The 12,934-nt window shown below is 71.5% G+C and carries 16 protein-coding genes and 1 pseudogene; 7 read left to right on the forward strand and 10 right to left on the reverse strand.

The window, feature by feature from the left end:
• Nucleotides 1-12: 12 nt before the first annotated feature.
• The 3 genes from V6V89_RS15315 (at nt 13) to V6V89_RS15325 (ending at nt 2,494) form a co-directional block, all read left to right on the forward strand.
• A complete protein-coding gene (locus V6V89_RS15315; RefSeq protein ID WP_265253026.1) occupies nt 13-702 on the forward strand; it encodes a response regulator transcription factor in 690 nt (229 codons plus the stop codon).
• 56 nt (nt 703-758) lie between these two features.
• Nucleotides 759-2,117 (forward strand): sensor histidine kinase, encoded by a 1,359-nt coding sequence (locus tag V6V89_RS15320; protein WP_334619772.1) that lies wholly within the window; start codon nt 759-761, stop codon nt 2,115-2,117.
• A 212-nt stretch (nt 2,118-2,329) separates the two neighbouring features.
• Complete coding sequence (locus V6V89_RS15325) at nt 2,330-2,494, forward strand: hypothetical protein (RefSeq protein WP_334619773.1); 165 nt, start codon at nt 2,330-2,332, stop codon at nt 2,492-2,494.
• Here V6V89_RS15325 and V6V89_RS15330 read toward each other — a convergent pair.
• Together V6V89_RS15330 and V6V89_RS15335 are read right to left on the reverse strand one after the other, a co-directional pair.
• Entirely contained in the window at nt 2,482-3,486 is a 1,005-nt protein-coding gene (locus V6V89_RS15330; protein ID WP_442935148.1) for an adenosine deaminase, read from the reverse strand. The genes V6V89_RS15325 and V6V89_RS15330 overlap by 13 nt on opposite strands.
• Before the next feature lie 5 nt (nt 3,487-3,491).
• Nucleotides 3,492-4,265 carry a trans-aconitate 2-methyltransferase gene (locus V6V89_RS15335; protein ID WP_334619775.1) on the reverse strand — a complete coding sequence of 258 codons (774 nt, stop codon included), beginning with the start codon at nt 4,263-4,265 and terminating at the stop codon, nt 3,492-3,494.
• A 56-nt stretch (nt 4,266-4,321) separates the two neighbouring features.
• On the opposite strand from V6V89_RS15335, the gene V6V89_RS15340 reads away from it, so the two are divergent.
• Nucleotides 4,322-5,368, forward strand: a complete 1,047-nt coding sequence (locus V6V89_RS15340) for an aldo/keto reductase (RefSeq protein ID WP_334619776.1) — start codon at nt 4,322-4,324, stop codon at nt 5,366-5,368.
• Nucleotides 5,362-5,559, forward strand: coding sequence for a hypothetical protein (locus tag V6V89_RS15345; protein ID WP_334619837.1), 198 nt, complete (start codon nt 5,362-5,364; stop codon nt 5,557-5,559). The genes V6V89_RS15340 and V6V89_RS15345 overlap by 7 nt, the downstream gene beginning before the upstream one ends.
• 51 nt (nt 5,560-5,610) lie before the next feature.
• On the opposite strand, the gene V6V89_RS15350 is transcribed toward V6V89_RS15345, so the two are convergent.
• The 6 genes and pseudogenes from V6V89_RS15350 to V6V89_RS15375 all read right to left on the reverse strand — a co-directional run bounded on the left by V6V89_RS15350 (nt 5,611) and on the right by V6V89_RS15375 (nt 9,428).
• A complete protein-coding gene (locus V6V89_RS15350; protein ID WP_011905669.1) occupies nt 5,611-5,814 on the reverse strand; it encodes a cold-shock protein in 204 nt (67 codons plus the stop codon).
• Between the two features lie 221 nt (nt 5,815-6,035).
• Nucleotides 6,036-6,308, reverse strand: a complete 273-nt coding sequence (locus V6V89_RS15355) for a DUF4235 domain-containing protein (RefSeq protein ID WP_334619777.1) — start codon at nt 6,306-6,308, stop codon at nt 6,036-6,038.
• Nucleotides 6,305-6,583 (reverse strand): DUF3618 domain-containing protein, encoded by a 279-nt coding sequence (locus V6V89_RS15360; RefSeq protein WP_334619778.1) that lies wholly within the window; start codon nt 6,581-6,583, stop codon nt 6,305-6,307. The genes V6V89_RS15355 and V6V89_RS15360 overlap by 4 nt, the downstream gene beginning before the upstream one ends.
• A gap of 28 nt (nt 6,584-6,611) precedes the next feature.
• Nucleotides 6,612-7,106 (reverse strand): phage holin family protein, encoded by a 495-nt coding sequence (locus V6V89_RS15365; RefSeq protein ID WP_334619779.1) that lies wholly within the window; start codon nt 7,104-7,106, stop codon nt 6,612-6,614.
• An 813-nt stretch (nt 7,107-7,919) separates the two neighbouring features.
• Nucleotides 7,920-9,029: pseudogene (locus V6V89_RS15370) on the reverse strand (mechanosensitive ion channel family protein); the annotation flags it as partial.
• Nucleotides 9,030-9,104: 75 nt separating this feature from the next.
• Complete coding sequence (locus V6V89_RS15375) at nt 9,105-9,428, reverse strand: hypothetical protein (RefSeq protein WP_334619838.1); 324 nt, start codon at nt 9,426-9,428, stop codon at nt 9,105-9,107.
• A 61-nt stretch (nt 9,429-9,489) separates the two neighbouring features.
• Between V6V89_RS15375 and V6V89_RS15380 the strand changes: the two genes are divergently transcribed.
• Together V6V89_RS15380 and V6V89_RS15385 are read left to right on the forward strand one after the other, a co-directional pair.
• Nucleotides 9,490-9,774 carry a GNAT family N-acetyltransferase gene (locus V6V89_RS15380; protein ID WP_334619780.1) on the forward strand — a complete coding sequence of 95 codons (285 nt, stop codon included), beginning with the start codon at nt 9,490-9,492 and terminating at the stop codon, nt 9,772-9,774.
• Nucleotides 9,771-10,370 (forward strand): GOLPH3/VPS74 family protein, encoded by a 600-nt coding sequence (locus tag V6V89_RS15385; RefSeq protein WP_334619781.1) that lies wholly within the window; start codon nt 9,771-9,773, stop codon nt 10,368-10,370. Before V6V89_RS15380 ends, V6V89_RS15385 begins: the two co-directional genes overlap by 4 nt.
• Here V6V89_RS15385 and V6V89_RS15390 read toward each other — a convergent pair.
• Together V6V89_RS15390 and V6V89_RS15395 are read right to left on the reverse strand one after the other, a co-directional pair.
• Nucleotides 10,367-11,131, reverse strand: coding sequence for a DUF6042 family protein (locus V6V89_RS15390; protein ID WP_334619782.1), 765 nt, complete (start codon nt 11,129-11,131; stop codon nt 10,367-10,369). The two genes, V6V89_RS15385 and V6V89_RS15390, sit on opposite strands and share 4 nt — an antisense overlap.
• A gap of 60 nt (nt 11,132-11,191) precedes the next feature.
• Entirely contained in the window at nt 11,192-12,676 is a 1,485-nt protein-coding gene (locus tag V6V89_RS15395) for a glycoside hydrolase family 3 protein (protein ID WP_334619783.1), read from the reverse strand.
• Between the last annotated feature and the right edge of the window lie 258 nt (nt 12,677-12,934).

Raw genomic sequence — 12,934 nt, forward strand, 5'->3', positions numbered from 1 at the left:
TACCGTCTTCGCATGGCCACCGTGCTCCTGGTCGAAGACGACCACGTCGTACGCGGGGCGATGCTGCGTTCTTTGGCGGACCGCGGGCACGCCGTGCACGCGGTCGGCACGGCCCTCGACGCGCTGCGCAGGGTCGCGGCCGAAACCCCTGACCTCGTCGTTCTCGACCTCGGCCTGCCCGACCTCGACGGCGCCGACGCCCTGCGGATGCTGCGCGGGATCACCGACATTCCGATCATCATCGCTACCGCCCGTGACGACGAGCAGGCCATCGTTCGGCTGCTTCGGGCCGGCGCCGACGACTACATGGTCAAGCCGTTCACCGGGGCCCACCTCGACGCCCGGATCACCAGCGTCCTGCGTCGAGCCGGACGGGCCAGCCGCACCGTACAACCCGCTGTGCACGAGGTCGGCGGCCTCCGGGTCGACGTTGGCGAGCGCAGCGCGCAGCTCGACGGCGTCCCGCTCGCGCTGACCCGCAAGGAGTTCGACCTGCTCGCCTACCTGGCGGCGCGACCCGGCCGCGTGGTTTCACGCCGGGAGCTGTTGGAGGAGGTATGGCGGCAACCCTCGGTAGGCGAGGACCAGACCATCGACGTGCATCTGTACTGGCTGCGCCGCAAAATGGGCGAGTCCGCGGCGAAGCCCCGCTACCTGCGCACCGTGCGGGGGGTCGGCTTCCGGTTGGTGGCACCGGACTAAGGCAGGCGCACGCGTACGTCACCGCCGCGCTGACCGCGATCGCGGCGCTGGCGTTCATGATCCCGCTGGGCATCGAACAGGACGGTGAGGCGCGCGACCGCGCGGTCGCCGACGCGCGCCAGCGCGGCGCGGCCGTGGCCGGCGCGCTCACCGTCGCGACCGGACGTGAGGCGGTCGAGCGCTCCCTCGCGGCCGCCGGCAACGGGCCGGGCGGCACGCCGGTCGTGTACGGGCTTGGCCGGAACGCGGACGGGCGGGCCGACGAAGACGACGTCACCCGCGCCGCCAGCGGCACCACGTCGCTGGTCGTCGACGTGTCCGGCGGGGCCGTGTACCTGCAACCGGTGCGGGTCGGCAGCGACACAGCCGTGGTCGAGGTGTTCATCCCGGACTCCGCCCAGGACGGCGGCAACTGGTGGCTGCTCATCGGCCTGGTCCTGGGGCTGATCGCCGCGTCGGTGTTCGTCGTCGACCGGCTGGCGGCCAAGGCGGTCGCCGCGGCGCGCGGTCTGGTCCAGGCCGCCATGGCCGTGGGCGATGGCAATGGCGGGGTACGCGTGCAGCCCGGCGGCCCGCGCGAGCTGGCCGAGGCCGGGTACGCGTTCAACCGCATGGCCGACCGCCTGGTGACCTCGCGCACCAACGAGCGCGAGATGGTCGCCGACCTGTCGCACCGGCTGCGCACCCCGCTCACCGCCCTGCGGCTGGACGCCGACGCGCTCGACTCCGACGACACCAGCGTGGGCACGTTCAGCGAAGCCGAGCTCGACCGGCGCCGCACGATCCGCCGGATCCGCCAGGCCATCGTCACGCTGGAAGGCGAAGTCGACGTACTGATCAACACGAGCCGGAAGGCGGTGGCCCAGGCCGCGCCCCCGGAGGGCGGCGGCGTGTGCGACGCCAGCGAGGTGGTCCGCGATCGGATGGTCTTCTGGTCGCAGCTGGCAAGCGACCAGCAGCGCCCGTACAAGGTGATCGGCGCGCACACCCGCATCCCCGTGCCGGTGCCGCGCCCCGAGCTGGCCGCCGCGCTCGACGCGGTGCTCGGCAACGTCTTCCGGTACACGCCGCAGGGCACCGCCTTCGAGGTGGCGATCTCGCGGCGCGACGGCTACGTGGCGGTACGCGTCGACGACGCCGGTCCCGGCATCGCGAACCCCGACCGGGCGCTGCGCCGCGGCGCCAGTGACCGGGGCTCGACCGGCCTGGGGCTCGACATCGCCAAGCGGGTCGCCCAGCAGGCGCGCGGCTCGGTGAGCCTCGACCGGGCCCAGCTCGGCGGCGCCAGCGTGGTCATGCTCCTCGCCGACGCCGAGGCCACACCTCGGCAGATGAGCAGGTTCGGCCTGGTCGGGCGGCTGGCTCGGGAGCCCGGCTCGCGCCGCTGGCCCCGCCAACGCCCGCCCGAAGAGTAGCGAAAGCACAAGTCTCTCTTAGGTCTGAGTTAACGGGCACGACCGCGCGCGGGCCGGATGGCAGCATCGGGAGCGATCCCATCCGGTTCCCCGGACCACCGCCCGCAGTACCTGTCCACCCACCCCGGTCCGGCGGAGCTTGCGCGCGGCGGGAGACGGTCCCCCAACCCTGATCCCGCCGCGCGCCCACCTCACAGGAGGAGTGCGCGCGCGTGGCCCCTGAACCCACCGCCGAGACTGCCGAGTCGCTCTCCCCCGCCCGACGCGACCCACGCGACGCCAGGCGCCGGCGCCGGATCATCCGCTGGGCCGCGATCGGCGGCGCCTTGATCCTCGCGGTGCTCGCCTGCTGGCAGGACCCGGTCTACGCGCTGTAGGCGCCGATCTCCGCGGCGAGGCGCTGCTTCTGCTCCGACGGCAGGAACGACGCGTCGACGGCCGCCTTCGCCAGCTCGCGCAGCCCGTTCTCGTCCAGGTCGAGCAGCTCGGCCGCCACCGCGTACTCGTCGTTCAGCGTGGTGCCGAACATCGGCGGGTCGTCGGAGTTGATGCTCACCGGTACGCCGGCGTCACGCAGCAGCCGCAGCGGGTGCTGCTCGATCGAGGCCACCGCCCGGGTGCGCACATTGGACGTCGGGCAGACCTCCAGTGGGATGCGGTGCTCGGCCAGGTACGCCAGCAGCGACGGGTCCTGCACCGCCGAGATGCCGTGCCCGATCCGCTCGGCGCCCAGCTCCCGGATCGCGTCCCAGATCGTCGCTGGGCCCGTGGTCTCGCCCGCGTGCGGCACCGAGCGCAGCCCGGCCGCGCGCGCCTTGTCGAAGTACGGCTTGAACTGCGGCCGCGGCACGCCGATCTCGGGGCCGCCGAGGCCGAAGCTGACCAGTCCGTCGGGCCGCTCGTCGAGGGCGATCCGCAGCGTCTCCTCGGCGGCGGGCAGTCCCGCCTCGCCGGGGATGTCGAAGCACCAGCGCAGCACGATGCCCAGCTCGGACTCGGCGCGCACCCGGGCGTCTTCGATCGCCTCGCAGAACACCGGCGCCGGCATGCCCCGCTTCACGTGCGAGTACGGCGTGACGGTCAGCTCGGCGTAGCGCACCTGCTGCCGGGCCAGCTCGCGGGCCACCTCATAGGTCAGGATGCGCACGTCTTCCGGGTCACGGATCAGGTCGACAACGCTGAGGTAGATCTCCACGAAGTGCGCGAAGTCCCGGAACTCGAAGTACTTCGCCAGCAGCGCCGGGTCGGCGGGCACCGGCGTGCTGCCCTCGTGCCGCGCGGCCAGCTCCGCGACGATCCGCGGCGACGCCGACCCGACGTGGTGAACGTGCAACTCGGCCTTTGGCAGCCCAGCGATGAAGTCCTGCACCACTACTACCCCTGTTTGAGCGCGACGAAGAAGACTCGGCGGAACGGGAAGAAGACGACGTTACCCCGGGCCGGATACTCCCCCGCCAGGCGCGCGCCGAGGGTGGCGCGGAACACGGCCCAGTCGTCGCCGTCGAGCGCGGCGCGCACCGGCCGCAGCGCGGTGCCCTCCATCCACGTCAGAACCGGGTGGTCACCGCCGGGGATGACGGGGAGCTGGTGCAGGTACGTGGTCTCCCAGGCGTCCACCACACAGTCGGCGTGCAGTATGCCCGCGTATCCGGAAGGATCCAGGACCGGCGCGTCGCGTAACAGGCCCGCGAGCGGCGCCTGCCAGCGTGCCTCGCTCGCCACCGCGCGCAGCGCGCGGTGCGACGGCGCGGCGAAGTTTCCCGGCACCTGCACGGCGAGGCACGCGCCCGGCGCCATGGCGCCGGCCCACCGGCGCAGCAGCGCCTCGTGGCCGGGCACCCACTGCAGCACGGCATTGGAGACGATCACGTCGTCGTCGGGCTCCGGGGTCCACTCGCGCACGTCACCCACCGAAAAATCGATCGGGTACTCCTCCGTGCGCGCCTTTTCGATCATCTCCGTTGACGAGTCGAGCCCGCGGACCCGGGCGCCCGGCCAGCGCCGCGCGAGGGTGACCGTGAGGGTGCCCGGCCCGCACCCGAGATCGACCACAGACCGTGGCCGCTCGACGGGCACCCGGGCGAGAAGATCGACGAACGGTCGCGATCGCTCGTCACCGAAGCGCAGGTAGGTCGATGGATCCCACATTTCATCATCTCCAAACCGTACGTCCGTCTTGTTTAGCTTGACGCTAGGGTGGCGATGTGGAGAAGCGCAAATTTGCACGAATGGACCGCGACTCAAGCGTGATCGGACTCGGCGCCTGGCAGCTTGGCGCCGACTGGGGTGAGGTCAGCGAAGACACGGCGTTCGCCACGCTGGCCGGTGCCGTCGAGGCGGGCGTGACCTTCATCGACACAGCCGACGTGTACGGCGACGGCCGCAGCGAGCAGATCATCGGCCGGTTCCTGCGGGAACATCCGGCCGGCAGCAGCGTCACCGTGGCAACCAAGATGGGCCGGCGGGTCGAGCAGGACCCAGCCGCCTACACACTCAACAACTTCCGCGAGTGGAACGACCGCTCCCGCGAAAACCTGGGCGTCGACACCCTCGACCTGGTGCAACTGCACTGCCCGCCCAGCGCCGTCTACCGCACCGAGCAGGTCTACGAGGCCCTCGAGACGCTCGTGCAGGAAAAGCGCGTCGCGGCGTACGGCGTCAGCGTCGAGACCTGCGAAGAGGCGCTCGCCGCGATCACCCGGCCGGGCATCGCGAGCGTGCAGATCGTCCTGAACGCGCTGCGGCACAAGCCGCTCGAAGAGGTGCTCCCGGCAGCCGCCGAGGCGGGCGTCGGCATCATCGCCCGGGTGCCGTTGGCGAGCGGCCTGCTCTCCGGCCGGTACGACGAGAACACCCACTTTCCCGAGAACGACCACCGCACGTACAACCGCCATGGCGGCTCCTTCGACGTCGGCGAGACGTTCTCCGGCGTCGAATACCACATCGGACTCGAAGCGGTACGCCGCTTGACACCACTGGTACCCGAAGGTGCGACGACGGCCCAGTTCGCGCTGCGCTGGATCCTCGACCAGCCGACTGCCCTGTCCGGTGGAGTCTCGTTCAGCGCGAGCGCTGAACGAGACTCCACCGGGAAATCAGTGACCGTGGTGATTCCGGGCGCGCGCAACGCCGAGCAGGCCCGCGGAAACGCGGCGGCCGCCGACCTGCCGCCCCTCTCCCCCGAGGTGCACGAACAGGTCAAAGCCGTGTACGACGAACTGATCCGCCCGCAGATCCACCACCGCTGGTGAAGGGCTGGCTCGCCCTCGCGCTGGGGCTCCTCGCCGTCGTCGTCGGTGCGGTGTGGACGCTGCAGGGTTTGGGGCACCTGACGGGCAGCGTGATGACCGACGAGCGGATCTGGGCAGTCGTGGGCCCGCTGGTGGCGCTCATCGGCCTGGCGCTGATCTGGTACGGCCTGCGGACCCGCAAGCGCGGCTAAACGGATCGCGCCCCGCACCCGGGGTCGGGTGCGGGGCGCGACTGAGCTCGGTCAGAGCGGGCGAACCTGCTCGGCCTGCGGGCCCTTCTGGCCCTGCGCGATCTCGAACTCCACCCGCTGGTTCTCCTCCAGGGTCCGGTAACCGCTGGTCTGGATCGCCGAGAAGTGGACAAACACGTCGGCACCCCCACCATCCACGGTGATGAAGCCGAAGCCCTTGTCAGCGTTGAACCACTTCACGGTTCCTTGCGCCATGCTGTATCTCCTTCTGAAACTGACGGCCGAGCACCGTGCGGCCGGTTGGCCGTTTTCGAGCAGCGGCGCTTGAGGCGGCCCCCAGAAGGAGGACTTCTCATAACCCACGCCGTCTCGACAACAGCGTGGACCAGCAAACCACGTACGCAAAAACTTCGTACAGCCTACCCGAGGAATTTCTCCGACATGTGACCTGCTGGGGGCTCGCGGTGTGGTGGGGGTCAGGCCGGCCAGCGACCGGTCAACCGCCGTATTCCCGCAGCTCCGCCCCTGTCTACGGCCGCTTTCACCACCGCGAAGATGACCCCTTGGAGCGCCGCGGCGCCCAACACCTCACCCCAGCCGCGATCCTCGTCTGTCGCGTTCGGGGCATCGTCGTCGCCCGCGGCCATCTTCCACACCTGCTTGAACAGGGCCCCGGCGACCATGCCCGCGCCGACGCCCAGCAGCAGGCCCACCGGCTTGTACGCCAGCTTGTTGACCGTCTTGCTCACCCGCGCCTCCTCTGGATCACCATCAGGACGATTATCGCGGCGGTGGCACCGGCCACCATGGCCGCCCACGGCACAGCGTTGCGGCGCACCGCCACCCCAGCGTCGTGCACCTGTGCCAGGGCACGTTCCCGGGTGTGCTCGGCGGAGGCACGCACCCGGGCCTTGACATCCGCCTTCGCCGCGAGCGCCTGCACCGTCTCGCCCAGGTCGGCTCGCGCCTGCCGGATGTCCTCGCGCAGCATCTCCACGTCGCCGCTGCCATTGGTACCGTTCATGGCGCTCCGCCCTCCGTCGCTGCCGTCTTCAGTGCCGGCTCCGCTCCTTCTTGACCGCGCGCCTCATGGCCGCGTCCTTCTTGACCGCGTCCCTCATGGCCGCGTCCTTCTTGATCGCGGACGTCACCGCGTCGACGTCGGCCCGCAGGCTCGACGCCGTCGCGCTCGGCACCGGCGGCACGGCCTGCTTCACCTGCCTGCGGCCGACCAGCGCCAACACGCCCGCCAGCGCAAACAGCACCACCGTCACGATGAGCGCGGCCGCCCACGCCGGCAGGACAAGATCGAGCAGCAAAATCGCTGTGGCGACCAGCGCCCCCAGCCCGTACACGGCCAGCACGCCCCCACCACCGAACAGGCCGATGCCCAGCCCGGCATGCTTGCCCTTCTCGGTCAGCTCCGCCCTCGCCAGCGCCAGCTCGTCGCGCACCAGCCGGGAGATCTGCTCGCTGGCCCGCTGCACCAGCTCACCGGTCGACTGCTCCGCGACCGGCCGGGACCCGTTCTTGAGCACATCCGCCATGGCGCCCCTCCTCTGCCCCTCGCCGCCCCTATGCCCGCTTCTGAGCCTCCCGCAAACCCACTTCCCCGGCTGCCGGTTTGCCCGGCGCGATCCCGCCGATCAAGGACATCTCCGCCGATCAAGGGCAAACGCACGGGGTTGGATCTCATTTCCACGGGCGTTTGCCCTTGATCGGCGGACTTCTCCTTGATCAGCGCCGCGCCTTGGGAGCACGGCGGCGGCGCGCGGCCGTCGTGACTTGGGCACGGCGGCGGCGCACGGCCCTTGGCAGCGCGGCGATCTCGCCGAGGTCTAAACCAGGACAATCCGCCGGGTCAACCGCAAGGCTGCCGCGCGGATGTCGCGTCGGGGTCACCCGGCAGGAGCGCGGAGGGCAACACGCGGCAGGAGCGCGCGGAAGCGTGCCTTGGGCGACGTCGATCAAGGAGATCTGCATCGATCAAGGGCAAACGCACGCGGAAAGAGATCCAACCACGTGCGTTTGCCCTTGATCGGCGGTCAGGAGGGCGGGGTGGGCCGTGCCTCCCGGCCGGCAACGGCCGGCGCCGGCTCGGGCGGTGAGGGCGGCTCCGCTGGATCGGGACGGGCGGAGTCGTCGGGGCCGACGAAGGCCTCGGCGCGGGAGTCGCCGTCGTCGCTGCCGCCGAAGACGCGGGCATCGTCGTCCGGCGCCGCGCCATCGCGCGCCACACCATCCCGACCGCCGCCATCCCGACCAGCACCATTGCGAGCAGCGCCATCGCGGGCAGCACCATTGCGAGCAGCGCCGTCGTGGGCGCCGTCGTGGGCGCCGTCGCGAGCAGCACCATTGCGAGCAGCACCGTCGCGGACAGTGCCGTCGCGGGCGCCGTCGCGGGCGGTGCCGTCGGGGTGGCGGGTGAGCGTGGGCCATACCGCGCCGTCGGAGGCCAGGTCGGCGCGCATGCGCGGGAGGGCGTCCGGGTGGTGCTGGCGGATCCAGTTGACCAGGTGCTCGCGTACCAGGCAGCGAAGGTCCCACAGCGTCGGCGCGTCGGCGGCGCTCACCAGCGCGCGTACCTGGATCATCCCGCCGGTCGCCTCGGTGACCTGGAGCACGCACACCCGGCCGTCCCAGAGCTCGCTGCGCTCGACGAACCGCCGTAGCTCCTCGCGCATCTGGGTCACCGGCACCGACCAGTCCAGGTCGAACTCGGCCGTGCCCAGCACCGCCGCCCGGGTCCGGGTCCAGTTCTGGAACGGCTTGGTGGTGAAGTACGACGTGGGCAGGATCAGCCGCCGGTCGTCCCAGACCTGCACGACCACGTAGCTCAGGGTGAGTTCTTCGACCCGGCCCCACTCGCCCTCGACCACGACCACGTCGTCGAGCCGCACCGCGTCGCTGAACGTGAGCTGGAGCCCCGCGAACACGTTGCTCAGTACGCTCTGCGCGGCCAGCGCGGCCACCACGCCGATGACGCCAGCGGACGCCAGCACGCTCGCGCCGATGGCTCGCACATGCGGAAACGTCATCAGCATCACGCCGGCCGTGAGCACCACGATGCCGGCCACGGTGACCCGGCGCAGCATCACCACCTGGGTGTGCAGCTTCCGGGCGCGGCGGTTGTCGGGTACGTCGGTGCGGAACCGGGCCAGCGCGAGGTCTTCGCTCACCAGCAGCAGTGCGGCGACCAGCCACGCGAACCCCGCGATCGCGGCCAGCACCAGCAGGTGCAGCACGCTCGCCCGGCCGGGGAACTCACCGGCGGAGCTGCGTACCGCCGCCTGGCAGGCCAGCAGCACGACGGCTACCTGGAACGGCCGGTGCGCGTGCTCGGTGAGCTCGCGCAGCAGCACGGACCGATTGCCGAGCCGGCGGATCACCCGGTGTACGACCTCGACCACAGCCAGTGCGATCGCCACGGCGGCGACGGTTACGGCGACCGTCCACAGGGCGGCCTCCACTGGTGTACCTCCTTCTCATCGGCAACGGCCGGCCAAGCCGCCAACGATGCCCGAAGTGAGCGGAGGTAACCAGCCTCAGCGGGAGATCTTCATTACGACTTCGGTGTCTGTGACGCTCTGCACGGCGACGTTTAGGCCGCCCACGTCGGTGCCCTGCTCTCCTACGGTGAGGGAGAGGCTCTCGCCTGCCACCTCGACGGTCACCTTGTCGCCGTCGACGCCGACCAGTTTGGCGTCGACGCCGAGCACGCTCGCCTTGGCGTCGACGCCGCGGTCGAAGGTGACGGTGCACGCATCCAGGCCGCAGTCGGTGTTGGAGCCCTCGGAGCCGCAGCCAGCGAGAAGGACCAGGCCGAGGGCCAGCCCAGACGCTAGCCGGGCGGCGGTCAGTCGGTTCATCACGTGATCCAGCGTACGTGGCGGGATCCACGGGGTTGCGTATGCCGCTACCCTGGCCCTCGTGAACGTGCTCGTAGCCGACAATCCCGCCCGACGCCGCTTCGAGATCCTGGTCGACGGTGGGCTGGCCGGCTTCGCGGCGTACCTGGTGCGCGACGGCCTCCTCGTCTTCACCCACACCGAGATCGACCCCGCCTTCCAGGGCAAGGGCGTCGGTGCCCAGCTCGCGGCGGCCGCGCTCGACCAGGTGCGCGAGCGGGGCGAGAAGATCGTGCTGGAGTGCCCCTTCATGGCCGCGTACGTGCAGCGGCACACCGAATACCAGGACCTCGTCGTCGAGAGATGAACCACCCGCTCGCCGACGAGCTGTTTCTCGTCGGCCACGACGAGTACACCGGCAAACCGACCGGCAACGCCGACGTGCTGGCCAGCGCGCTCGCGGGCGCGGTCCTCGGTGAGCTGCTGCTCGACGGCCGGCTGACCATTGTCGAGGGTCGCGTCGCGGTGCAGGCCGCCCGCGCGTACGGCGAGAAAGTGACCGACGCGGCGATGGGTGAGGTGTGCCGCCAGGGCGACCGGTTACCGGTCCGGCACTGGGTGGGCTACCTGCGCCACGACGTGCGCGACGTGGTGGCCAGGCGGCTGGTGGCGACCGGGCTGGTGCGGCGCGAGCAGCCGCGCGGCCTGGCGCGGCGCGGGCAGACCCGCTACCCCGCCTACGATCCGCAGCGGTACGCCGAGCCGCGCCGCCGCCTCGCGCAGGCGATGGCCGGGCAGGGCCCCGTCGACGCGCAGCTCGCGACGCTGGCCGCGCTGGCCGGGACTGCCGGGCTGGTCGCCGATCCGGCTCGGATTCGCGAAAACCTGCCGTGGGTGCTGCGCGACCTGGTGTCCGGCGTGGACGAAGCGGTGCGCGTCCAAGCCCTGGCCACCGCGGTCTAGACCGCGTGTTCCGGCGCCGGCAGGTCTTCGAACGGAAACCGCCGGGCGAAGTCGGGCCAGGTCACGGTGATGCGGATGCGGTCGGCGGCGGCGTCGAGCGCCGGCTCGGTGGCCAGGTCGGCGATCTCACCGAGCTGCGCCAGCGCCCGCCGCACCTCGCTCACCGGCATGCGCAGCCCTGTCGCCATCGCCCCCAGGTAGGTGGTGAGCTGCCGGCGCCGCCACCGCCGCCGCCCGCGGCTGGCCATCTCGCGCACCGTGATGGCGACGAGCACGGTGCGGTCGTCCTGCTGGGCCTGCTCCTCGTGCACCAGCTCCTGGCCGACGAGCGGCAGCACGTCGATCGGGTTCTGGTCGAGCCGCGGCCGCACCACCTCGCCGTCCAATGTGAACAGTCCGAAGCCGGCGAGGCAGGTCAGCAGCTCGTCGAGGGTGTGCGGCACGGGCAGCCCGCGGCGCCGGCACATCTCGGTGAACAGCTCGATGCGGGCCGCCCGCACCTGCACGACCCGGTCGTAGTGCTCGCGGGCCCGGCGCTCGGCGTGACCGGCGTCACGTCGTGGATGCCGCCGCCGGGCGCGGGCGATCCAGTCGTCGACCGATCCGGGGTCGCACCACACAGGTGTGTCCCACGGCAGGATCGACCACGCCGATCGGGGGAACTGCTCCTGGTCAGGGATCACGGTCAGGTAGGCGAACGAGCAGGGGAGCCAGCGAATCCAGGACGGCACCATCACTGCCCGCTGCCAATCGACGGCCACGAAAGGCACGATACTGCCACAGCGCGTATCCGTGGGGGCACGCTCCGCTGTGGACGGTAGTCACGCAGCGCCAGCGAGCACCTCCGCAGCCGCCTCGCCGCACGCCCGGGTCGCCCCGTACGTGGCCAGGTGCACCGCGCCGGTGATCAGTTCCGGTACGCCCATCTCGACGATCACCGCGTCCGGCCGCTCGGCGAGCAGCGCCGCCACGGCGCGCGCCATCCACTGGTACCGGTGAATGTCACGGACGACGACCACCAGCGGACGCCCGCGTGCCGGACGGAGCGCGGCCTTGGGGTCGGCGGCGCTGAGCCGCACCGCGGTCGTGCCCGGCATCCGCGTGCGCAGCGGCGTCGCGACGCCCCACGGCGTCTGCGTCCCGGCGGCCATGTTGGCCGGCGGCGCGAACTCCACGACATGGGGCGCGGCGGCCAGCGGCGGCGGCACGGCGCCGTCGGCGACGGTGAGGCGAACCGCGCGCCGGGCGGCGAGCAGGCCGACCGGCGTCCCGGCCGGTCGGTCAGGTAGGCCGGCGCGAACCTGGACGGTCCACTCGGCGAGCTGTTCCACTCGCTTCGCGGCCTCGGCGAGGCGCTGCTCGGGCAGCTCGCCGGTGGCGACCGCGTCGATCACGGCGTCGCGCAGCCGCAGCGCGTCGCCTTCGTCGAAGTGGTCGCCGCCCACGCACACCGCGTCAGAGCCGGCCGCGAGCGCGCGCACCGCGGCGGCCTCGAAGCCGTACCGCCGGGCGATCGCCGCCATCTCGATGCCGTCCGTGACCACCGCCCCCGCGAACCCGAGCTCGTCGCGGAGCAAGCCGACCAGCACCCGCCGGCTCAGCGTCGCCGGCCACTGCGGGTCGATGGCCGGCACGACCAGATGTCCGGTCATGATCGCCTGCGTACCCGCGGCGATGGCGGCCCGAAAGGGCGGCAGCTCGACGGCGTCCAGCTCCGCGCGAGAGGCATTGATCTTTGGTACGTCGATGTGCGAGTCGACGCTGGTGTTGCCGTGGCCCGGGAAGTGCTTGGCGCAGGCGGCCACACCCGCGGACTGGAGTCCCGTGATCCAGGCGGCGGTGTGCCGCGCGACCAGGTCCGGGTCGGGACCGAAGGAGCGCACGCCGATGACGGGGTTGCGGACGTCGGTGTTGACGTCGGCGTCCGGCGCGTAGTTGAGCGTCACACCCGCCGCCGCGAGGTCGTGGCCCAGGTCGCGGGCGACCGCCTCGGTAAGTGCCACGTCATCGACGGCCCCGAGCGCCAGGTTGCCCGGCCGCGAGCTGCCCCGCCGGGTCTCCAGCCGGGTGACGTCGCCGGCCTCCTCGTCGACTGCCACGATGACGTCCGGGCGTTCGGCGCGCAGGGCGGCGGTCAGCGCCGCGAGCTGCGCCGGACGGTCGATGTTGCGGCCGAACAGCGCCACGCCCCCGAGCCCCTCCCCCAACCAGCGGCGCACCCATGGCGGCGGCGTCGTGCCCGCGAAACCGGGCTGGAGCACGGTGCCCGCGAGCCGGACCAGGTCACGGCTCCTCTGTCCTGTCATGCCGCCATAGTAAATAAACTTTTCTATTTGGTGTGGGACAGTTCTGAAGCATGGACACCAGCTGGTACGACATCCCGGCGGTCCGGGTGGTCGGCGCGATCCTGGGCACGCTGCTACTGATGGCTGCGATACGGTCGATGTTCGGAAAAGGGCGTTAAGCCGCACCTGAGCGAAGAGCAGCCGATCCGCGACTCGTCACACGGGGTAGACCTCGGGTAACGTGACCGCCGTCACCACCAAGCGTTATCGATCGTTGGG

This window comes from Micromonospora sp. CPCC 206061 (assembly GCF_036906915.1).
Classification (GTDB): domain Bacteria; phylum Actinomycetota; class Actinomycetes; order Mycobacteriales; family Micromonosporaceae; genus Phytohabitans.